Raw genomic sequence first — 21540 nt, 5'->3', positions numbered from 1 at the left:
GGCTGCGGCCCGGTCGACCGGCCGTGCCGCCGGTCGAACTCGGAGATCAGCGGCGCGGGATCGATCCCCAGGGTGCGGGCGATGCTGCGGATGTGGCCACGCGCATACACCGAACCACCACAGCTGGTGAAATCGTCAACCTCTATCTGCTCGATCAGCGCGGCGCGCACACGGGTCCGCTCGCTGATGTCCAAGATCGACAGGCCCTGTCTGACCCGGGCGGTCGCGAGCGCCGCACCCACTCCCTCAGGAGGCGGGCTGCCTGCGGACACCGTCGGGTCAGTGGACTGCATAGCCACCCTCCGCCCGGTCGGATCGGCAGTACTGGCGAGTCTACGGTGGTTGGCCAGTCGCCGAAAGCACACTCCGATGATCGCCGTGGACGTCACTAGTCATTGCGTAGAGTTACCAGGAGTCCTTCAAGTTCGTCCGGCATGACCAGCACGTCCCGGGCCTTCGACCCCTCGCTGGGACCAACGATGCCACGGCTTTCCATCAGGTCCATCAGACGGCCAGCCTTGGCGAACCCGACTCGCAACTTGCGCTGAAGCATCGAGGTCGACCCGAACTGGGTCGACACCACCAACTCAACCGCCTGCACGAACAACTGCAGATCATCCCCGATGTCCTCGTCGATCTCCTTCCTGGACTCGGCGGCACCCTCGAACACATCCGCCCGAAACGCCGGCGCCGCCTGCTCCCGGGTATGAGCGACGATCGCGGCGATCTCCTCCTCGGAAACGAACGCCCCCTGGATCCGCGCCGGCTTCCCCGCCCCCATCGGCAGGAACAACGCATCCCCGAGACCGACGAGCTTCTCCGCCCCCGCCTGATCCAGGATCACCCGGCTGTCCGCCAACGACGACGTCGCGAACGCCAACCGCGACGGCACATTCGCCTTGATCAACCCGGTCACCACGTCCACCGACGGCCGCTGCGTCGCCAACACCAGATGAATCCCCACCGCCCGCGCCATCGCCGTGATCCGCGAGATCGAGTCCTCGACATCCCGCGGCGCCACCATCATCAGGTCCGCCAACTCGTCCACGATCGTCAGAATGTACGGATACGGCGCGTACACCCGCTCCGACCCCGCCGGCGCCACGATCTGCCCCGCCCGCACCTTGCGATTGAAGTCATCGACGTGCCGCACCCCGCACGCGGCCAGATCCTCGTAACGGTTCTCCATCTCCTTGACCACCCACTCCAACGCGTCCGCGGCCTTCTTCGGACTCGTGATGATCGGCGTGATCAGATGCGGAATCCCCTGATAGCTCGTCAACTCCACCCGCTTGGGATCCACCAGCACCAGCCGCACCTGATCCGGCGTGGCCCGCGCCAACACACTCGTGATCAGCGTGTTGATACAGGTCGACTTCCCCGCCCCGGTCGCCCCGGCGATCAGGATGTGCGGCATCTTCGCGAGGTTCGCGACCACATAGCCGCCCTCGATGTCCTTACCCAGACCGACCAGCAGCGGATGCGGGTTCCCGGTCGCCTCCTCACTGCGCAACACGTCCCCGAGCGAAACCAGCTCCCGGTCGGTGTTCGGGATCTCGATCCCGACCGCGCTCTTCCCCGGGATCGGACTGATGATCCGCACATCCGGGCTCTTCACCGCGTACGCGATGTTCTTGGTGAGCTGGATGATCCGCTCGACCTTCACCGCCGCACCCAACTCGATCTCGTACCGGGTCACCGTCGGCCCCCGAGTGAAACCCGTCACCCTGGCATCCACCCGGAACTGCGCGAAGACGTCCGTCAACGAACCGATCACCGCATCCGTCGCAGCCGACCGCACCTTCGGCGGCGTACCCTGCTGCAACAAGGTCGGCGACGGCAGAACATAGCCACTTTCCGCCATACCGCTCAGGCCGGGAGCGACGAAGTGCTCCACCTCGGACGGATCGGGCAGACGCATCTGTACCGGCTCGGACGGCGGCTCGGGCCCTGGTCCGCGTCCCCGCGTCTTCGGGACCCGCCGTCCGCCGGCCCGGGGCGCCGGCGCCGGTTCGTCCGCCACCGGCGGCCCGGCATCCCCTGTCGCGTCGATGTCGAACACATCCGGATCCGGCAGCGGATGGGAGGCAGGGATGCCGAGCAGGTCCTCCACCAGTGACCCGCGGAACCGATCCTGCGCCGGGCTGCCGGTGGCCGGCTCGTTTCGGCGACCCCGGTCCCGGTCCCGGTCCCGACCCCGGTCCCGGTCCCGGCGACCTCCACGGTCCTCCCCGCGCTGGTAACCGGCCATGACCCTGTCCCGCAGCTCGCGCAGTCGGTCGGGGATCGTGTGAATCGGGGTCTTGGTGATCACGAGTATGCCGAACACGCTCACCAGGACCAGCAGAGGCACCGCCAGGTACGCGGTGACAGCGCTGGACAGCGGCGAACTGACCAGGAACCCGGCCAGCCCCCCCGCCCGCTCGATCGCGGCGGTACCGGCGCCGAAATCAGGCACCCCGTGCGCGACGTGCACCAGCCCCAGCGCACCCGCCGCGAAAGCGGTCCAGCCGATCAGCACCCGGCCACGGCTGTCCGGATCGCTCGGGCTGCGGATCAGCCGCCAGGTCGCGCCGAGGCCGAACAGCGGAAGCGCCACCGCGCCCGCGCCGACCAGGAAGTGCAACAGGCCTGCGACAACACGGCCCACCGGCCCACCGGCATGAAACCAGACCGCAGCCAGGGTGAGCGCGGTCGCGCCAAGCGTGGCAAGCCCCGCGCCGTCCCGCCGGTGCGCCTCGTCGATACGCAGGTCACGGGCGCCCCGACCGATCCGGCGGCCCATCCCGCCCAACAGCGCGGCCGCGGCCTGCCAGGCCCGGACCACCAGCCGGATCGCGGCTTGGGCGGCGACCACGGTGAAGGGAGGGCGTGATCTGCCCGTACCGGCCTTCGCGGGGCTGGCCTTCGGCCGGGGCCTGCTCGCTGTCTGCTTTCCGCTCGACGCCTTGCCCGCGGCCGGTGGACGTCGCGCAGGCGCCGAGCGGGAGGGAGACCTCCCGCTCTGGGCACGCGTCCGCGTACCACTCGCCCGTGTGGCCACTCCAGGACGGTACCGGTCTTCGGCCACGACATCCGGCAACCCCGACCTTCCGGGCGCGTCGCCTCAGACCTCGACAACCACCGGCACGATCATCGGACGGCGCCGGTAGGTGTCACTCACCCAGCGTCCGACCGTGCGGCGCACCAGCTGCTGCAACGCGGCGACGTCCACCATGCCAGAACGCATCGACTCGGCCAACACCTCGGACACCAGGCCGCGTACCTGCTCGAATGCCTCGCGGGCGTCGGAGAACCCCCGGGCCGACAGCTCGGGGCCGCCCACGACCTTCCCCGACGCGGCGTCGACCACAACCGTGATCGTGATGAAGCCCTCATCGCCCAGGATGCGACGATCCTTCAGGCTCGACTCGCCGACATCGCCGACGGCGAGCCCGTCGACGTAGACGTAGCCGCACGGGACGACGCCGGTGATGTTCGCCTGCCCGTCGACCAGGTCGACGACCATGCCGTCGTCGGCGAGCACGATCCTGTCCGCGGGCACACCGGTCGCCTCGGCGAGCGCGCCATGCGCACGCAGATGACGCCACTCGCCGTGTACCGGCATGACGTTGGACGGGCGGGTGGCGTTGAGGACGTACAGGAGCTCGCCGGCCGGCGCGTGCCCGGAGGTGTGCACCTTGGCCACGCCCTTGTGAACGACCTTCGCCCCCCAGCGGGTCAGCCCATTGATCACCCGATGGACCGCGTTCTCGTTGCCCGGGATCAGACTGGAGGCGAGCACGACCGTGTCGCCGGCCTCGATCCGGATCGCGTGGTCACGGTTGGCCATCCGGGACAGGGCCGACAACGGCTCGCCCTGGGAACCGGTCGAGACCAGGCAGACGTTGCGATCGGGCAGCGAAGCGATGTCACGCATGTCGACCATGAGGCCCGGCGCGACCCGCAGCAGCCCCAGGTCACGGGCCACCCCCATGTTGCGCACCATCGAGCGTCCCACGAAGCACACCGAGCGACCATGAGCCTCCGCCGCGTCAAGAACCTGCTGCACACGGTGCACATGACTGGCGAAACACGCGACGATGATTCTCTTGTTCGCTCCCCGGAACACACCGTCGAGGACGGGAGCGATCTCCCGCTCCGAGGTCACGAAGCCTGGCACCTCGGCGTTGGTGGAGTCGGACAGCAGAAGATCGACACCCTCTCGGCCGAGCCGGGCGAAACCGCCCAGATCGGTCAGCCTGCCGTCGAGGGGAAGCTGGTCCATCTTGAAGTCGCCGGTGTGCAGCACCAGACCGGCCGGCGTGCGGATCGCGACAGCCAGGGCGTCCGGGATGGAATGGTTGACCGCGAAGAACTCACAGCCGAACGGGCCGAAACTGTGGACCTGCCCCTCCCGCACCTCGACGGTGACCGGGGTGATGCGGTGCTCGGCGAGCTTGGCCACGGTCAGCGCGAGCGTCAGCCGGGAGCCGACCAGCGGGATGTCGGCACGTTCGCGCAGCAGGTAGGGGATGGCGCCGATGTGGTCCTCGTGTGCGTGGGTGAGCACGACCGCCTCGATGGCGTCCAACCTGTCCCGGATGGCGGTGAAGTCGGGGAGAATGAGGTCGACGCCGGGCTGGTCACTCTCGGGGAAGAGCACTCCGCAGTCGACGACGAGCAGCCGGCCGTCGAACTCGAACACGGTCATGTTGCGCCCGATCTCGCCGAGACCCCCGAGCGCGACGATGCGCAGCCCGTCCGGCGGAAGCGGTGGCGGTGTTCCCAGCCCGGGGTGGGGATGGCTCACGCGGAACCCACCGTCGCCGTGGCCACGTCCGCGGACAGGTCGATTCCGGCCGCGGCCAGGTCGGCCCTGAGTCGCTCGCGTTCCTGCTCGGTGGCATCCACCAGCGGCGGCCGGACTCCCCCAGCGGGCAGCCCAGCTATGTGAAGAGCAGCTTTTGTCATGATCACACCTTGGTTCCTGAACATGCCTTCGTACGCCGGAAGCAGACTCAGGTGTAGTGAACGGGCACGAACGGCGTCACCTGCGTCGAAAGCATCGATCATCGAACGGATCCGGGCGGTGGCGACATGCCCGACGACGCTTACGACCCCCACGGCCCCCACCGCCAGGAGCGGGAGGTTGAGAATGTCCGTACCGGAGTAGTACGCAAGTTCTGTTCGAGCAAGGACCCACGACGACGCGCCAAGATCGTCCTTGGCGTCCTTGACAGCCACGATCCGTGGATGGTCAGCCAGATGTACCAGCGTATCCGTTGCCACCGGCACACCGGTACGGCCAGGTATATCATAGATCATGACAGGTAGGCCAGTAGCGTCCGCGACCGTACGGAAGTGCGCCGCAAGCCCGGCCTGTGGAGGCTTGCTGTAATAAGGGCTGACCACCAGCAGCCCATGCGCGCCGGCCTTCTGCGCCGCCACGGCCAGTTCCACCGTGTGCCGAGTGTCGTTGGTGCCCACACCGGCAATCACCTTCGCCCGGGTGCCGACGGACTCCACCACCGTCCTGAGCAGCTCTTCTTTTTCCGCGTCCGAGGTGGTCGGCGATTCCCCTGTCGTCCCGTTGACAACCAGACCGTCGTTGCCGACGTCTACCAGATACTCCGCGAGTGCCGCGGCACCTTTAAGATCAAGTTCACCGTCCGCGGTGAACGGAGTGATCATTGCTGTAATCATGCGACCGAAGGGCGCTCGGGACAACACTGACATGCCGGTCACCTTAGTTCTCATGGTGCCTTGTCGGGCAACGCCCGGCACGGCACGTGACGGCACCTCGGACGCACATGAGTCCGCCACACATGAGACGGCCGGAATGCCGACGACGGCCAGGAAGCTTCGACGATAGCCGCTACCCAGCGCGACCGGCATCCTGGCGACGGCGCTCCGACAGCGCGCCCGACCCCGGGGCGCCGGATGCTCGCGGCATGTTCCGGCCAAGCTGGACGAGGCATCGCGGACCACCGGGACGCCAGGAGCGGACGGCCACCCCTCGACCCTGGTTCTTCGGCATGGTGACCATCCTGTTCCTCGCTGGCCCGTTTCCTCATCGGCCCGTTCCCGGGCCGGCCGGTCCGCGCCTGCGAGCGATCAGTCTACTCCGCCAACAGAGCCAGCAGCCGACAGACGCAGCAACGTCCAGTAACGCCCGCCAGCCGCGACAGCACGCGCCAGCCGAACACAGCCGGACCTCCACCGCGTCCGCAGCCTGGCTGTCACCGGCTTCCGCCCGCCCTACCTCTCATCCGACTGCCACAACCACCTGTCGCAGCCGTGGCCGTCACTGTCGTCTCGACCGTGTTCCGCGGAACGCACCCCTCCTTCCTGAATGATCATTCCCCTGCCGAAGGCCCCACGGCACCCCGGGACGCGAACCCGACCTTCGACCCCGCGCCTGGACGTGACCGCCTCGCGCCTCGGGCTTCGGCCCCGCCGGCCCCACCTCACAATCCTGCACAGAACAGACGATTCCTTGCAGGCCAGACAATATGGGTCTAGCATCGAACCTATGTTCGATATCGATGTGGAGCATGCCCCCCTCCACCAGCTCGAAGCGGAAATCTGCTCCTGGGCCGGACGGATCTCAGCCGCGAGGTGCGCCTGGCTGTTGGCGCTGGCCGCGTTCGACCGCCGCGAGGGCTGGGCAGGGGTGGGGATCCGCTCCTGCGCACACTGGCTGTCGTGGAAGTGCGGGACCAGCCTGCGCACCGGCTATGAACACCTCCGCGTCGGGCACGCTCTCGAACAGCTCCCCGCACTGCGCGACGCCTTCGCGAGCGGTCGGTTGTCCTACGCCAAGGTCCGCGCCATCAGTCGGGTCACCGACGTCGGCAGCGAGGCCGAATGGGTCCGTCAGGCCGAACATGCCACGGCCAGTCAGCTTGACCGGCTCGTCGCCGCATACGGTCGTCTGCATGGCCGTGACGGGCTGGGTCAGGTGATCGACCGACACGCCCGCCGGTCCTGCTCGTGGCGGTGGGACGACGACGGCAGCCTGATCATCCATGCCCGGCTGACCCCCGAGGACGGCGCCCTGTTCGTCAATGCCCTCGACGCGGCCCACACCGGCCACGCGCCTGGCATGCCTCGGGACCGGGCCACGAACGCCGACGCTCTCACCGCGGTCGCCGGCGGTTTCCTCACCAGCAGGGCACCCACGCTGGCCGACCCCGCCCGCTACACCGTGAACGTCCATATCGACGCGAATCTGCTCACCGACGGCGACCGTGAGCACCAGTCCCGCAGCGACGTCGAACCGGGTGTCGCGGTACATCCGGAAACTGTTCGTCGGCTCGCCTACGACGCAGGTGTCGCCATCCCGAACGCCGGGCGCCGCCGCCGCACCGTTCCCCAGACCCTCCGGCGCCTGCTGGAGGCCCGTGACCGAGGCACCTGCCGGTACCCCGGCTGTGACCACACCCATTGGCTGCACGCTCATCACGCCGTCCACTGGGCCGACGGCGGCAGAACGGATCTCGACAACCTCGTTCTGCTCTGCTCGTTCCATCACCATGCCGTCCACGAGGCGGGACTCACCCTCGCCATCAGCCCGGACCACGGTGTCACCGTACGGCGCCCCGACGGCACCGTGATCCCCCATCAGCATCCCCTCAACGCAGGCACCGAGCCTCTGCGCCATCTGCGGAACGCGGCCGCATCCGTCGCCCCCGGTGCCATCAGCGGGCGGTGGGCCGGGGAATCACTGCGCCTCCAGGAGTCGGTCACCGCGCTCCTCAACGCGGGAGCTGCCCGGCAAGGCACACGCGGACACTCCGGGCGATCTCCAGGTCCTCGCGGGCCTCGACAACGAGCGTCCGGGCCGGCGAGCCGGCAGCGGNGGGCCGGCGAGCCGGCAGCGGTGATGTCATGATCGCCGTCTGCATGAGCGACGTTACGCTCCGGGTCGATGCCCACACCGAGAAAACCCAGCCTGTCCGTGGCGCCGGCTCGTACTGTCGCGGAGCGCTCTCCCACCCCACCGGTGAAGACCAGCGTGTCCAGCCCGCCGAGAGCCGCCGCCATCGCGGCGATCTGCGCGCGCAGTCGGTGGAGGTACACCGCCAGCGCCAGGGAGGATGCGGCCTCACCGGTGACGGCGCGGTTGACGACCGTACGCATGTCCGGGGTGCCGGCCAGGGCGGCCAGGCCCGAGCGGTGGAACAACGCCTCGGTGAGCTCGTCGGCGGACAGGCCGGCCGACGTCTGCAGCCACAGCAGCAGGCCCGGGTCGATCGTGCCGGAACGGGTCGCCATGACCAGCCCCTCCAGTGGGGTGAACCCCATGGTGGTGTCGATGCTGACGCCGTCGCGGACGGCTGCCAGCGACGCGCCCGAGCCCAGATGGCAGGTCACCACCCGCCGCCCGCTGGTCAGCGCAGCCGCCCGGCGGGACGCATACGCGTGGGACAGCCCGTGGAAGCCGTAGCGGCGCACGCCGAGACGGTCCCGCCAGTCGGCCGGAACCGCGTAGGTGGCCGCGGCCGGTGGTATCCGGGCATGGAAGGAGGTGTCGAAGCAGGCGACCTGGGTGATGCCGGGTGCCGCGGTCCGTACCTCGGCCAGCGCGGCCAGCGCCGCCGGCTGGTGCAGGGGAGCCAGTACGGCGAGCGAGCGTAGCTCCTTGACCACCCGGTCGGTGACGACCACCGGGTCGGTGAACGCTGTTCCACCGTGCACGATCCGGTGCCCGACCGCGCCGAGCTCGCCGAGCCGAGCCAGGTCTGTGATCGCGGCGGTGACCTCGTCCGGGTTCGGTCGGCCTTCCCGCGCGCGAAGGTCGACCGCGGCCAGCAGAGCGTCCCCCGGCCCGAGGAGACGCAGTTTCAGGCTGGACGAACCGGCGTTGACCACGAGGATGTTCACGCTGCTGGGCCGTCTAGTAGGGCCAGGTCCAGTTGGAGATCTCGGGCATGTCCGTGCCGAAGTCGCGGGTGTACGTGCGGGCCGCGATCCGGGCGTCCACCATGTCCTGCCGGACGTGCGCGGCGCGCGCACCCAGCGACGGCACCCGGTCGATCACGTCGATCACCAGGTGGAACCGGTCGAGGTTGTTCATCATCACCATGTCGAACGGCGTGGTGGTCGTGCCCTCCTCGATGTAGCCGCGGACATGGATGTTCGTGTGGTTGGTCCGCCGGTAGGTCAGCCGGTGGATCAGCCACGGGTAGCCGTGATAAGCGAAGATCACCGGTCGGTCGGCGGTGAACAACGCGTCGAAACGGGCGTTGGAGATCCCGTGTGGGTGCTCGCTGTCAGGCTGGAGGCACATCAGATCGACGATGTTGACGACGCGCACCTTCAGGTCGGGGAAGTGGCGCCGCAGGATGTCGACCGCGGCCAGGGTCTCCAGGGTCGGGATGTCGCCGGCGCAGGCCATGACCACGTCGGGCATGCCGTCGCCGGCTGCGTGCTCGGAGCGGCTGGCGGGTCCGTGGTCGTTGCTGGCCCAGTCCCAGATGCCGATGCCCCGGGTGCAGTGGGCGATCGCCGCGTCCATCGGCAGGTAGTTCAGCGCCGGCTGCTTGCCCGCCACGATGACGTTGATGTAGTGCCGGCCGCGCAGGCAGTGGTCGGCGACGGACAGCAACGTGTTCGCGTCCGGCGGGAGGTACACCCGGATTATCTCCGCCTTCTTGTTGACCACATGGTCGATGAAGCCCGGGTCCTGGTGGGAGAAGCCGTTGTGGTCCTGCCGCCAGACATGGCTGGTGAGCAGGTAGTTCAGCGACGCGATCGGACGCCGCCACGGGATGTGGCGGGTCGTCTTCAACCACTTCGCGTGCTGGTTCACCATCGAGTCGACGATGTGGATGAACGCCTCGTAGCAGGAGAAGAACCCGTGCCGGCCGGTGAGGAGATACCCCTCCAGCCAGCCCTGGCACAGATGCTCCGAGAGCACCTCCATGACCCGGCCGTTCGGCGCGAGGTCGTCGTCGCCGTCGACGATCTGCGCGTTCCAGGCCCGGGACGTCGTCTGGAACAGCGCGCCGAGACGGTTGGAGGCGGTCTCGTCCGGGCCCATGACCCGGAACGTCGTCGGGTTCGCCGTCATCACGTCCCGCAGGAAGCCGCCGAGGACCCTTGTCGCCTCACTGAACGTCGTGGCCGGGTTGGCGACCTCCACGGCGTAGTCGCGGAAGTCGGGCAGGGCGAGGTCACGCAGCAGCTCGCCGCCGTTGGCATGCGGGTTCGCGCTCATCCGCCGGTTGCCCGACGGCGCGAGGCCGGTGAGCTCGGCGACCAGGCGGCCGTCGGCGTCGAAGAGCTCCTCGGGCCGGTAGCTGTGCAGCCACCGCTCCAGCTCCGCCAGGTGCTCGGGGTTGTCGTGGATCTGCGCGACCGGCACCTGATGGGATCGCCACGTGCCCTCGACCTGTGCGCCGTCGACGACGCTCGGGCCGGTCCAGCCCTTCGGGGTACGAAGGACGATCATGGGCCACGGCGGGCGGGACGGGTCGCCGTGCGCCCGCGCCTGCCGCTGAATCCGGGCGATCTCGGCGACGACGGTGTCCAGGACGGCGGCGAGGCGCTGATGGACCTGCTCGGGATCATCCCCGGTGACGTGGAACGGCTGGTAGCCGTAGCCGCGCATCAGCTGGTCGAGCTCGGCCTGCGGGATGCGCGCGAGCACGGTCGGCTGAGCGATCTTGTAGCCGTTCAGGTGGAGGATCGGCAGCACCGCGCCGTCACGGACCGGGTCGAGGAACTTGTTCGAGTGCCAGCTCGCCGCCAGCGGGCCGGTCTCGGCCTCCCCGTCCCCGACGACCGCGCAGACCAGCAGGTCAGGGTTGTCGAACGCGGCGCCGAAGGCATGGGTGAGGGCGTAGCCGAGTTCCCCGCCCTCGTGGATCGAGCCGGGGATCTCCGGCGCCACGTGGCTGGGGATACCGCCGGGGAAGGAGAACTGGCGGAACAGCCTGCGCAGCCCGGCGGCGTCCCGGGTGATGGAGGGATAGACCTCGGAGTACGTGCCCTCCAGGTAGGCGTTCGCGACGATGCCGGGGCCACCGTGACCCGGGCCGATGACGTAGATCGCGTTCAGGTCGTTCGCCCTGATCACGCGGTTCATGTGCGCGTAGATCAGGTTGAGTCCCGGCGTGGTGCCCCAGTGGCCGAGCAGACGGGGCTTGACGTGCTCGGCCCGCAGAGGCTCCCGCAGCAGGGGGTTGTCGAGCAGGTAGATCTGACCGACCGACAGGTAGTTCGCCGCGCGCCAGTAGGCGTGGATGCGCCGCAGCTCGTCCGGTGACAGCGGCCCCGGTGACAGCGGCCCTGTGGCAGTGGTGAGAAGGCTGCTGGTCATGCATCCACCTCAGTCGGCGAGCGGGCTCGACGCAACCTCGGTTCCGTCGTCCAGAGCGGTCACCTGGAAGTCGCCGAAGACATTCGGCGCGAGTCGCTGGAGCTCACGCAGCACCGCCACCGCCAGGGCGCGGATCTCGACGTCGGCCGCCTCGCTCGCCCGCATCGCGATGAAGTGACGCCAGGCCCGGTAGTTCCCGGTCACCACGATCCGGGTCTCGGTGGCGTTGGGCAGCACCGACCGGGCGGCCTGCCGGGCGAGCTTGCGCCGGGATGTCGGTGTCGCCACGTCGGCGAACCGCTTCTCCAGCCCCTCGAGGAGCTTGCCGTAGGCCTCCAGCGAGGCGGCGGCGGCCTCGGTGAACAGTTCGTGCAACCGTGGGTCCTCAGCGATGACGTCCGGCTCGATCACGGCGGCGTCCCGCTCCGGTACGTAACGCTGGGAAAGCTGACTGTAGGAGAAGTGCCGGTGGCGCACCAGCTCGTGGGTCAGGCTCCGGGAGACCCCGGTGATGTACACGCTCACCGTCGCGTGCTCGAGCACGGACAGATGCCCGACGTCGAGGATGTGGCGCAGGTAGCCGGCATTCGTGGCCGTGGCGGGGTTCGGTTTCGACCAGCTCTGGTAACAGGCCCGGCCGGCGAACTCCGCCAGTGCCTGGCCACCGTCGGCATCGGTGCTCCAGTCGACGTCGTCCGGTGGGACGAACTGCGTCTGAGCAATGATCTGGACACGCATGCCCATACCGTAACCTGCGGCCATCTGGCCCGGACCGGACCTATGGCAACCTATGGCACCGACCCGCCGTCTCGGTAACAGTAACGCACCGCGATGATTCTGGACGGCGCCGGACCGTGATAGACCAGGATCGACGGTCATCCCCCAGTCGATCGTCCCTGGCGGTCGGGGGTTTCCCGCCCCCCGTCAACCCCCGGCCGCCCACAGGCGGGCCGACGGCGGGCAGACGCTGGCGACCAGCAGCCGCCCGCCGTCGCGCACGCAGCCGAACACCGCCAGGTGCAGCGGCCGTTCGGCCGGTACCGGGACGCCGCCATCCACGTCGTACCTGGCGTTGGTGACCTTACGGCGATGCGCCGCCGGGTCGTCCGCCGTGTGGGCCGGCGCGTCGGCGCGCCAGACGACCATCATCTCGGTGCAGCCCGGCGGCCAGGTCCAGCGCAGCAGGTCACCGGCGAGGTGCAGGCCGGCCGCGGGCGCGAGGCGGTCCGCGGCGGTCAGGACGACGGACACGGGATCGGAAGCGGGCTGGGCCGCGTCTGAGCGGGCGGGGGCTGACCACAGCCCGGACCGGCCGGCGAGCACCTCGTAGGCCGGGATCGGCGCGTCCGGGCCGACCCCGCCGTCCTCGATGCTGGTGACCTGGGTGACACCGACCGCGCGGGAGGCGCCGTCCGGCCCGATCCGCAGCACGCGGTACCTGATCGTGCCCGCCGACGGCGACGGCTGCCAGGTGACCACCACGGCGCGGCCGGCACGCCGGGCCCGTACCCGCGTCGGTGGCGCCACCCCGGTGACGGCAAGGGCGTCGCGGGCGGCCTGATGGTCGGCGACGATCTCCAGCGCCTCCAGCAGCAGGCTCTCCCGCTGCGCGCCGTGGCTGCGGCCGGCGGCGGCGACCATCTCGTCGGCGCGCACGAGCTGCTCACGGACAGTCGCGATCTCCTCGGCGACGCTGCGCCCGTCCCGGCCGGGCACGTCAGCGGCGTCGCGGGCGAGTTCGTCGAGCAGCCGGGCGGCGGTCCGCAGGTTACGGCCGGACACCGCCGCCTCGACCTGCCGCCACCGCGACCCGGCCTCGCGGATCACCTGCTCGACCTCGTCGGCGACGGCCCGGATCGCGGGCAGCAGCTCCCCGGCCCGTTCCCGGGCCTCGGCGACCTGCTCGTGGGCCTCGACCGGACGGCCCGCCCGCAGCGCGGCCCGGGCCCTGGCCAGCGGCTCCAGCCACTGCGTGGCCCGGGACGGCGCGGTTCGGGACTGCTGGGGCCGCTGGGCTGGCCGGAGCGGCTGGCTTGGCCGGGCCAACCGGGTCGGCCGGGCCCGGGCGGGGACGTCCGGCACGTCGACGCCGTGTTCGCGGGCGAGCTCGGCGAGCACGGCCTCGGCCCGACCCCGGTCGAGGCCGTGCTCCTCGGCCTCGGCGAGGAAGGCCGTGTAGTGCCGCGGGGTGAGGGCGTCCTCGACCAGCACCGCCGCGGCCACCGCCGGCCGCAGCCGGGCGGTCACGTCGGCTGCCAGGGCGTCCAGGTACAGCGCCGGGTCGGCGTCGACGAGCAGGGCGGTGACCGCGGCCAGCAGGTCGTCCACGAGTGCGCGGCGGCGGTCCGGACGGCGTTCGCGGTTGCGGGCGGCGAACTCGTCCCGGGCCTGGCGGATCTCGTCCCGTTCGGCGTCGGGCGGCAGGCCGAGCAGGGTGAGCAGGCTCGTCGGCGGGGTCTCCCCGGACAGCCGGCCGAGCTCGTCGAGGTCGGCGCGTACCTGCCGGAGCAGGTCGGGGTCGACGGCGGGACGGTCGGGACGCGCCGGCGTCCCGGCGGGCAACACCTTGTACCGGCGCACCCGCAGGGCGAAGGCGTCGGCGTCGATGCCGCGCTCGGCGGCGAGCTGCCGCAGGCCGGCGAGCTTGTCCTCGGGCAGGCCGCCGAAGCGCTGCACCAGCCGGGCCACGGCGGCGTCGAGGTCGGCGAAGCGCTGCCCGTCCCGGTCGTCGCGTTCGCGGCGGACCCGCTCGGCGAGCAGGCCGCGGCGCCGCGCGTCGAGCAGTTCCTGGCCGACCTGGCCGTGCGCGGCCAGCAGGGCGAGCACCAGGCCCCGGTACTTGGGATGGTCCCGGGACTTCTGCCAGAAGGCCCACACCTGGTCGACGCGGGCGGCGACGTCGGCGTCGGTGAGCCGGTCGACCTCCGCCAGCGGGATGTCGTACAGCTCGAAGGGGTCGGACTGCCCGACCCCACCACGGGCCTGGACGGCGGCGAGGACCCGCTTGCGGTAGTCGTTAGGCTGGAATTCCTCCACGCCCGCTCCTTCAGCCCTCCCGACGGCGCAACCGGGCCACCGCGTCCCGTTCCCGGGCGACGTCGGCCTGGCTGAGCGCCGCACTGGTCTCCACCCGCACGGTCAGGGGACGATCGGCCAGCCCCTCGTGCAGCGCGGTCACCTCCAGGATGCCGTCGAAGCCCATCCGGAAGGTGATCTCGATGGGCGTCCCGGCCGGGAAGCCCGGGGGGATCCCGGTGATGTCCGCCTGTGCGATGATCTTAACGTCGTCGACCCGGGTCGACTCGACACCACCGCCCTGTTCCACCACGTGAACCGTGACAACATCCTGATCGTCACGAACGGTGCCGAAACTACGCCTGACCGCTATCGGCAGCCGGTCGTTGCGGTGGACGAGGAACACCGCGGAGCGTTCGCCGAAACGGTCGAGCGCGAGCACGCCGAACCCGCGGGAGACCACGTTGACCACCTGCACCTCGACGGTGCGGCGGACCCTCTCGGCGGTCAGCCCGAACGCCTCCGCCAGGCGCCGGCAGGCAGCGGCGAGATCCTCGGGCGCGGCGGTGTCGGGCTGGGCGCCGTCGAGGATCTGCCCCCGGGACACCAGGTCGGCCAGCACCAGCCGCTCGATGGCCTTCTTCTCCCCGTAGAGGGCCGCGCCCTTGGCGACCGCGAGGTCGGGGTCGCGCAGCTCCACCGGTACGCCGAGTTCGGCGGCCAGCCGGCGGGCCACCNNNGGCCAGCCGGCGGGCCACCGCCGGCATCCTGGACGATCCGCCGACGAGCAGCGCCCGGTCCAGCCGGGTGACCCCGCGGGCCCGGGCCGCGGCCAGGACGGAGCGGGCCAGCGTCACGGTCCGCTCCAGCAGGCCGGCGGTCAGCCGCTCCAGGTCGTCCCGGGAGAACGGCACCGTCAGCGCGTGCCCGTCGTGTTCCACCCGGACCGTTGTCCGCGTCCGGTCGCTGAGCTCGCGCTTGGCCTGTTCGGCCGCCAGCAGCAGCGCCTGGGCGGCCTCGGAGTCGTCGAGCGGGTCCTCGGCGTCGGGATGGGCGTCGAGGAACTGCCGGGACAGGTGCAGCGCGATCTTCTCGTCCCAGTCGGCCCCGCCGAGCTGGTGATCGCCGTCGACCGCGACCACCGAGACCCGGCGGTCTGCGAGCTCGACGACGGTCACGTCGAAGGTGCCACCGCCGAGATCGTAGACGAGCGCGACCTCCTCGCGCTCCTCCCGCCCGCCGAGGCCCGCGTCGGAGGGGTCGGCGTTGAACCGGGCGAAGCCGTAGGACAGCGCGGCGGCGGTCGGCTCGTTGATGACGTCCACGACCGTCAGGCCGGCGTACTGCCCGGCGAGCACCGTCGCGCGGCGCTCCTCGTCACCGAAGTAGGCCGGGACGGTGATGACGACGTCGCGGACCGACTCGCCGGCGGCGAAGGCCACGTCACTGACCAGCGCCCGCAGGATGAGGCTGCTGACCGCCGGCGCCGACCAGGCCCGGCCGGAGCTGACGAAACGCCAGTCACCGTCGCCCATCCGGCGTTTGACCAGTGCGCACACGTCGTCGGCACGGGCGCGGGCGAGGCGGCGGGCGGGCTCACCGGTGACGTAGTCGTCCGGCCCGACGAACAGCACGACGCTCGGCAGCGTGGTGGCGCCGTCGGAGAGCGGAACCACCTCCGGCTCCCCCGACCGGTCCACCCGGGCAACACAGCTGTACGTGGTTCCGAGATCGATTCCGTAGACGACGCCCGCGCTCATGTCCGAAACGTATCGAGATCACGCGGCGGAATCGGCACGTTCGAGAGCTATTGCGTAGCGCATCGCACGGCGTCCCCGACGGGTGTCCCCAGCGTCACCGTAAGCCGCCGCGAGCCGGTACCAGGCCCGCCAGTCCCGCGGGGCAGCTTCGGTCTCGGCCCGCCGGGTCTCGAAGAGCACGTCGGCGGCGGCACGGTCGATCCGGCCGGAGGGGCGTCGCGGCAGCCGCGTCGCGGCATCGGCGGAACTGACCGATTCCGCTGACAGCAGGCGGCCCAGGCGTTCGGCGGCCCGGCCGAACTGCAGCTCCCGGACGATGACGGCCGCGCCCACCACGGGCAGCAGCAGGACGCCCACGCCCATCCCACGCGCGGCCCAGCTGTCCTCGGTGAGCAGCTGGACGCCCCGCCAGCCGATCAGGGCGAGGTAGAACACCGCCGCGACGACCAGCACGACCACTACCTGACGGGCTTTCACCGCTGCGGCCTCACAGTTCGAGCAGGGCCTCGAGGCCCACGGTCAGGCCGGGCCGCCCGGGCGTGCGCCGCACGCCGAGCAGCACACCCGGCATGAAGGAGGTTCGGTCCAACGAGTCGTGACGCAGGGTCAGCGTCTCTCCGGCTCCGCCGAAGAGCACCTCCTGGTGCGCGACGAGCCCGGACAGCCGGATGCTGTGGACGGGCACCCCGCCGACCCGCGCGCCGCGCGCCCCGGCCAGCGCGGACGAGGTGGCGTCCGGGCCCGCCGGGTCCAGCCCGGCCTTGGCCCGGGCCTGCGCGATCGCCTCCGCGGTGTGGGCGGCCGTCCCGCTGGGGGCGTCGAGCTTGCCCGGATGGTGCAACTCGATGATCTCCACGGACTCGAAGAAGCGAGCCGCCTGGGCGGCAAAATGGATCATAAGTACCGCCGCGACACCGAAGTTCGGGGCCACCAGCACCCCGACTCCGGGGGTGTCGGCGAGCCAGCCGCGCACGGTGGCCAGCCGCTGCGCGTCAAAGCCGGAGGTGCCCACGACGACGTGCAGGCCGGCGTCGACGCACCAGCGCAGGTTGTCCATGACGGCGTCGGGGCGGGTGAAGTCGACGACGACCTGGGCGGCGCGCAGGGCGTCGCGGTCGTCCCCGGCGTCGATCGCGGCGACCAGGGAAAGATCGTCAGCGGCCTCGACGGCGGCGCGGACCGTCGAGCCCATCCGGCCCCGGGCGCCGAGCACACCGACCCTCAGGCGGTCGGGGACAACGGGGGCGGCAGCGGCGGGGGAAACGGCGGTCATGCCGCGACCACACGCGCGAAGTCGTGATCGTCGAACGGGCCGATCACGCCCAGGGCGAGCGGACGGGTGAGCAGCTCGGCGGCGACGGCTCGGACGTCGTCGCGGGTGACCGCGTCCACCCGGGCGAGTATCTCGTCGACGGAGAGCAGCTCGCCGTGGACGAGCTCGCTCTTGCCGATCCGGCTCATCCGCGAACCGGTGTCCTCCAGACCCAGCACCAGTGAGCCTCGGCTCTGGCCCTTGGCCCGGGCCAGCTCCTCGTCGGTGATGCCCACCGTCGCCACCAGCTCGAGCTGCTCGCGGCAGAGGGCGAGCACGTCGTCGGCCCGCCGGGGCGCGCATCCCGCGTACACGCCGAACAGCCCGGCGTCGGCGAAGTGGGAGGCGAACGAGTAGACGGAGTAGGCCAGCCCGCGCTTCTCCCGAACCTCCTGGAACAGCCGGGAGCTCATCCCCCCGCCGAGGGCCGAGGACATGATCCCCAGAGCGAACCGGCGGTCGTCCTGGCGTGACATCCCGACGGTGCCGAGCACGACGTGCGCCTGCTCGGTGGGACGCCGGGTGACCACCACGCCCGCGGCGTCGGGGTAGGCGTAGGAACCGCCGCGCGCCGCCGCCGGGGCGCCCGGCCCGCCCAGCCGGTCGGCGAAGGCCGAGGTGACGAGTGCGAGCGTCCGCTCGTGGTCGATGTTGCCGGCGATCGCGACCACCATGTCCGAGGGGGTGTACCGGGAGCGGTAGTACTCGGCGATGGTGTCGCGCTCAAGGTTCTCGATGGACTCGGTCGTGCCCAGCACCGGGCGGCCCAGCTCGGTGTCACCGAGCAGCGCCGCGGAGAACACGTCGTGCACGACGTCGCTCGGGTCGTCGTCGTGCATGGCGATCTCCTCGAGGATCACGCCGCGTTCGGCCTCGACGTCGTCGGCGGTGATCAGCGAGTGGGACACCATGTCGCTGAGCACCTCGACCGCGTCGGCGAGGTCGTTGTCGAGCACCCGCACGTAGTAGCAGGTGTATTCCTTGGTCGTGAAGGCGTTGAGCTCACCGCCGACCGCCTCGATCGCCGCGCTGATCGTGAGCGCGTCCCGGGAGGGGGTGCCCTTGAACAGCAGGTGTTCGAGGTAGTGGGAGCAGCCCGCCGTCAGTGGGCTCTCGTCGCGAGAGCCCACCCCGACCCAGATCCCGATCGCGACCGAGCGGACCCCAGGGACCTTCTCCGTCAGCACCCGCAGTCCGCCGGGCAGCACCACCCGCCGGACCGTGCCGGACAGCAGCTCCTCGCCCGCCCCGATAACAGCCGTGTCGGTCACTGGCGGCGGTCAGGCCCCGACCGGGACGCCGTCGGCGTCCTCGACCACGGGACTCAGGCTGATCTTTCCGCGGCTGTCGATGTCGGTGATCTCGACCTGGAGCTTCTGGCCGACCTGTACCACCTCTTCCACCTTCTCCACCCGCTTCCCTCCGGAAAGCTGCTTGAGCTTGCTGACGTGGAGGAGCCCGTCCTTGCCCGGGGTCAGCGAGACGAACGCGCCGAAGGTCGTGATCTTGACGATCGTGCCCAGGTAGCGTTCCCCGACCTCGGGGAGCTGGGGGTTGGCGATCGCGTTGATCGCCGAACGGGCGCTCTCGGCGGAGACGCCGTCCTGCGCGCCGATGTAGATGGTGCCGTCGTCCTCGACGGTGATCTCGGCCCCGCTGTCCGCCTGGATCTGATTGATCATCTTGCCCTTCGGGCCGATGACCTCACCGATCTTGTCCACCGGAATCTTGACGGAGATGACCCGTGGCGCGTGCGTGGACATCTCGTCCGGCCCGTCGATGGCCTCGGCCATGACGTCGAGGATCGCCAGCCGCGCGGCCTTGGCCTGCTGGAGTGCGCCGGCGAGGACGGTGGCGGGAATGCCGTCCAGCTTCGTGTCGAGCTGGAGGGCCGTGACGAAGTCCCGCGTCCCGGCGACCTTGAAGTCCATGTCGCCGTAGGCGTCCTCGGCACCGAGGATGTCGGTGAGCGTGACGAAATCGTCACCCTCGTGGATCAGTCCCATCGCGATCCCGGCGACGGCGGCCTTGAGCGGAACACCGGCGTTCAGTAACGACAACGTGCTCGCGCAGACCGATCCCATACTGGTCGACCCGTTGGAGCCCAGCGCCTCGGAGACCTGCCGGATCGCGTACGGGAACTCCTCCCGGCTGGGCAGCACCGGCAGCAGCGCCCGCTCGGCCAGCGCGCCATGGCCGATCTCACGCCGCTTCGGCGAGCCCACCCGGCCGGTCTCCCCGGTGGAGTACGGCGGGAAGTTGTAGTTGTGCATGTAGCGCTTGGTGCGGTCGGGGTTGAGCGTGTCGACCGTCTGCTCCATCCTCAGCATGGCCAGGGTGGTCACGCCGAGGATCTGGGTCTCGCCCCGCTCGAACAGGGCGGAGCCGTGCACTCGGGGGATGAAGTCGACCTCCGCCGACAGCTCGCGGATCTCGGTGACCCCACGCCCGTCGATGCGGACGCCGTCGGCGACGATGCGCTGGCGCACCAGCTTCTTGGTCAGGGCGCGGTAGGCCGCCCCGATCTCCTTCTCCCGGCCCTCGAACTGGCCCACGACCTTCTCCGCGGCCAGCAGGCGGACCCGGTCGAGCTCGGTCTCCCGCTCCTGCTTGCCGGCGATGCGCAGGGCCGCGGCCAGCTCGTCGCCGACAGCTATCGACAGCGCTTCCAGCACGTCATCGTGGTAGTCGATGAACAGCGGGAAGTCGCGGGTGGGCTTGGCCGCCCGCTCGGCCAGTTCGCGCTGGGCCCGGCACAGCTCCCGGATGGCGGGCTTGGCCGCCTCCAGGCCCGCGGCCACGACATCCTCGGTCGGCGCGGGCGAGCCCGCGGCGAGCAGCGGGATCGTGTGCGCGGTGGCCTCCGCCTCGACCATCATGATCGCGATGTCGGAGTCGTCGTCGAGGACGCGACCGGCCACGACCATGTCGAAGGTGGCCCGCTCCAGCTCCGCGTGGGTCGGGAAGGCGATCCAGGTCCCGTCCACGTAGCCGACCCGGGTGGCCCCGATCGGGCCTGAGAACGGCAGCCCGGCCAGTGTCGTGGACGCGCTGGCGGCGTTGATCGCGACCACGTCGTAGAGCGTGTCCGGGTCGAGGGCGAGCACCGTCGCCACGATCTGGATCTCGTTGCGCAGGCCCTTGACGAACGACGGCCGCAACGGGCGGTCGATCAGGCGACAGGTCAGGATCGCGTCCTCGCTGGGACGCCCCTCCCGCCGGAAGAACGAGCCGGGAATACGCCCGGCGGCGTACATCCGCTCCTCGACGTCCACCGTCAGCGGGAAGAAGTCGAGCTGCTCCTTGGGCTGCTTGCTGACCGTCGTCGCGGACAGCACCATCGTGTCGCCCAGGTAGGCGACGGCCGAGCCGGCCGCCTGGCGGGCCAGCCGGCCCGTCTCGAAACGAACGGTCCGCTGGCCAGCGGCACCGTTGTCGATGACTGCCTCGGCCGAGATCGTCTGGTCTTCTACTGGCACCATTTCTCCTCCACATCGGCCGGGTCCGTCTTGCCGAGGAGGCCGGCGCTCAGTCGAAGCCCCCGGGTTCGCCGTACGACCACCTCGTACGGCCCACCACCCGGACACCACCACCGAGGACCGACAGCTCGCACCGTCACGGACCCGGTCATATCAATGGAAGCGACATCGCCTCACATACGACATCGCTTCCCCATCACTATCCCCGCCTCCGCCGCTACCGCCGCAGCCCGAGCCGCTCGATCAGCGACCGGTACCGGTTGATGTCGGTCTTGGCGAGGTAGTTCAACAGCCGCCGCCTGCGCCCGACCAGCAGCAGCAGGCCCCGACGGCTGTGGTGGTCGTGCTTGTGCACCTTCAGGTGCTCGGTCAGGTCGCTGATCCGTCGGGTGAGCATCGCCACCTGCACCTCGGGGGAGCCGGTGTCCCGTTCGACCGTGGCGTACTCGGACAGGATCTGCTGCTTGACATCGCTCGCGAGCGGCACGCGAAACCTCTTTCGTCACCGGGCGGGATGTGCGCCCGGGGTCTTCCCCACCCGGGCTGACGGACACACCGCGCTCGTCTGGTGTCGAAGCTTACCAACCCAGCGGGTACTGCCCGACCTGCGTCTGTCGGCGTCCCGCGGCCACCGGCGTCCCGCGGCTACCGGCGCCCCGGGCCCGC

Annotated in this window: 14 protein-coding genes and 2 pseudogenes; 1 reads left to right on the top strand and 15 read right to left on the bottom strand. The window is 70.5% G+C overall.

Annotation, left to right across the window (positions count from 1 at the left end; genetic code table 11):
* The 4 genes from FrCorBMG51_RS24550 to dapA form a co-directional block, all read right to left on the bottom strand.
* The coding region (locus FrCorBMG51_RS24550; RefSeq protein WP_200902300.1) for a helix-turn-helix domain-containing protein at positions 1–293 on the bottom strand (293 nt) is incomplete at its 3' end.
* Between the two features lie 95 nt (positions 294–388).
* Positions 389–2857, bottom strand: a complete 2469-nt coding sequence (locus FrCorBMG51_RS01845) for an FtsK/SpoIIIE family DNA translocase (protein ID WP_086055191.1) — start codon at positions 2855–2857, stop codon at positions 389–391.
* A gap of 249 nt (positions 2858–3106) precedes the next feature.
* Positions 3107–4792: a ribonuclease J gene (locus tag FrCorBMG51_RS01840; protein WP_047221387.1), complete on the bottom strand. Its 1686-nt coding sequence runs from the start codon at positions 4790–4792 to the stop codon at positions 3107–3109.
* The gene (gene dapA / locus FrCorBMG51_RS01835) at positions 4789–5718 is read right to left on the bottom strand and encodes a 4-hydroxy-tetrahydrodipicolinate synthase (protein WP_047221386.1); all 930 of its coding nucleotides are present in this window, start codon (positions 5716–5718) and stop codon (positions 4789–4791) included. Before dapA ends, FrCorBMG51_RS01840 begins: the two co-directional genes overlap by 4 nt.
* A gap of 616 nt (positions 5719–6334) precedes the next feature.
* Between dapA and FrCorBMG51_RS33410 the strand changes: the two are divergent.
* Positions 6335–7459, top strand: a pseudogene (locus tag FrCorBMG51_RS33410) (DUF222 domain-containing protein); the annotation flags it as partial.
* 280 nt (positions 7460–7739) lie between these two features.
* Here the strand turns inward: FrCorBMG51_RS33410 and FrCorBMG51_RS01830 are convergent.
* The 11 genes and pseudogenes from FrCorBMG51_RS01830 to rpsO all read right to left on the bottom strand — a co-directional run bounded on the left by FrCorBMG51_RS01830 (position 7740) and on the right by rpsO (position 21361).
* Positions 7740–8868 (bottom strand): annotated as a pseudogene (locus tag FrCorBMG51_RS01830) (acetate/propionate family kinase).
* 13 nt (positions 8869–8881) lie between these two features.
* The gene (locus tag FrCorBMG51_RS01825; protein ID WP_047221385.1) at positions 8882–11308 is read right to left on the bottom strand and encodes a phosphoketolase family protein; all 2427 of its coding nucleotides are present in this window, start codon (positions 11306–11308) and stop codon (positions 8882–8884) included.
* A gap of 9 nt (positions 11309–11317) precedes the next feature.
* Positions 11318–12046 carry an FAD-dependent thymidylate synthase gene (thyX, locus tag FrCorBMG51_RS01820; protein ID WP_047221479.1) on the bottom strand — a complete coding sequence of 243 codons (729 nt, stop codon included), beginning with the start codon at positions 12044–12046 and terminating at the stop codon, positions 11318–11320.
* A 186-nt stretch (positions 12047–12232) separates the two neighbouring features.
* Entirely contained in the window at positions 12233–14344 is a 2112-nt protein-coding gene (locus FrCorBMG51_RS01815) for a hypothetical protein (protein ID WP_047221384.1), read from the bottom strand.
* A gap of 10 nt (positions 14345–14354) precedes the next feature.
* Positions 14355–14786, bottom strand: a complete 432-nt coding sequence (locus tag FrCorBMG51_RS33405; RefSeq protein WP_420848561.1) for an Hsp70 family protein — start codon at positions 14784–14786, stop codon at positions 14355–14357.
* Positions 14680–16083 carry an Hsp70 family protein gene (locus FrCorBMG51_RS01810; RefSeq protein ID WP_420848560.1) on the bottom strand — a complete coding sequence of 468 codons (1404 nt, stop codon included), beginning with the start codon at positions 16081–16083 and terminating at the stop codon, positions 14680–14682. The genes FrCorBMG51_RS33405 and FrCorBMG51_RS01810 overlap by 107 nt, the downstream gene beginning before the upstream one ends.
* 18 nt (positions 16084–16101) lie before the next feature.
* Complete coding sequence (locus tag FrCorBMG51_RS01805) at positions 16102–16560, bottom strand: hypothetical protein (RefSeq protein WP_013874791.1); 459 nt, start codon at positions 16558–16560, stop codon at positions 16102–16104.
* A gap of 10 nt (positions 16561–16570) precedes the next feature.
* A complete protein-coding gene (dapB, locus tag FrCorBMG51_RS01800; protein WP_047221383.1) occupies positions 16571–17356 on the bottom strand; it encodes a 4-hydroxy-tetrahydrodipicolinate reductase in 786 nt (261 codons plus the stop codon).
* Positions 17353–18666 carry a M16 family metallopeptidase gene (locus FrCorBMG51_RS01795; protein WP_047221382.1) on the bottom strand — a complete coding sequence of 438 codons (1314 nt, stop codon included), beginning with the start codon at positions 18664–18666 and terminating at the stop codon, positions 17353–17355. Before FrCorBMG51_RS01795 ends, dapB begins: the two co-directional genes overlap by 4 nt.
* A gap of 9 nt (positions 18667–18675) precedes the next feature.
* Positions 18676–20877 carry a polyribonucleotide nucleotidyltransferase gene (locus tag FrCorBMG51_RS01790; RefSeq protein ID WP_047221381.1) on the bottom strand — a complete coding sequence of 734 codons (2202 nt, stop codon included), beginning with the start codon at positions 20875–20877 and terminating at the stop codon, positions 18676–18678.
* 214 nt (positions 20878–21091) lie between these two features.
* Complete coding sequence (gene rpsO / locus FrCorBMG51_RS01785) at positions 21092–21361, bottom strand: 30S ribosomal protein S15 (protein WP_013874795.1); 270 nt, start codon at positions 21359–21361, stop codon at positions 21092–21094.
* Positions 21362–21540: the final 179 nt, after the last annotated feature.

The sequence above is a fragment of the Protofrankia coriariae genome, from assembly GCF_001017755.1.
GTDB lineage: Bacteria > Actinomycetota > Actinomycetes > Frankiales > Frankiaceae > Protofrankia > Protofrankia coriariae.
Note: the sequence above shows the minus strand (reverse complement) of the source record. Positions and strands in the feature narration are given on the sequence as shown.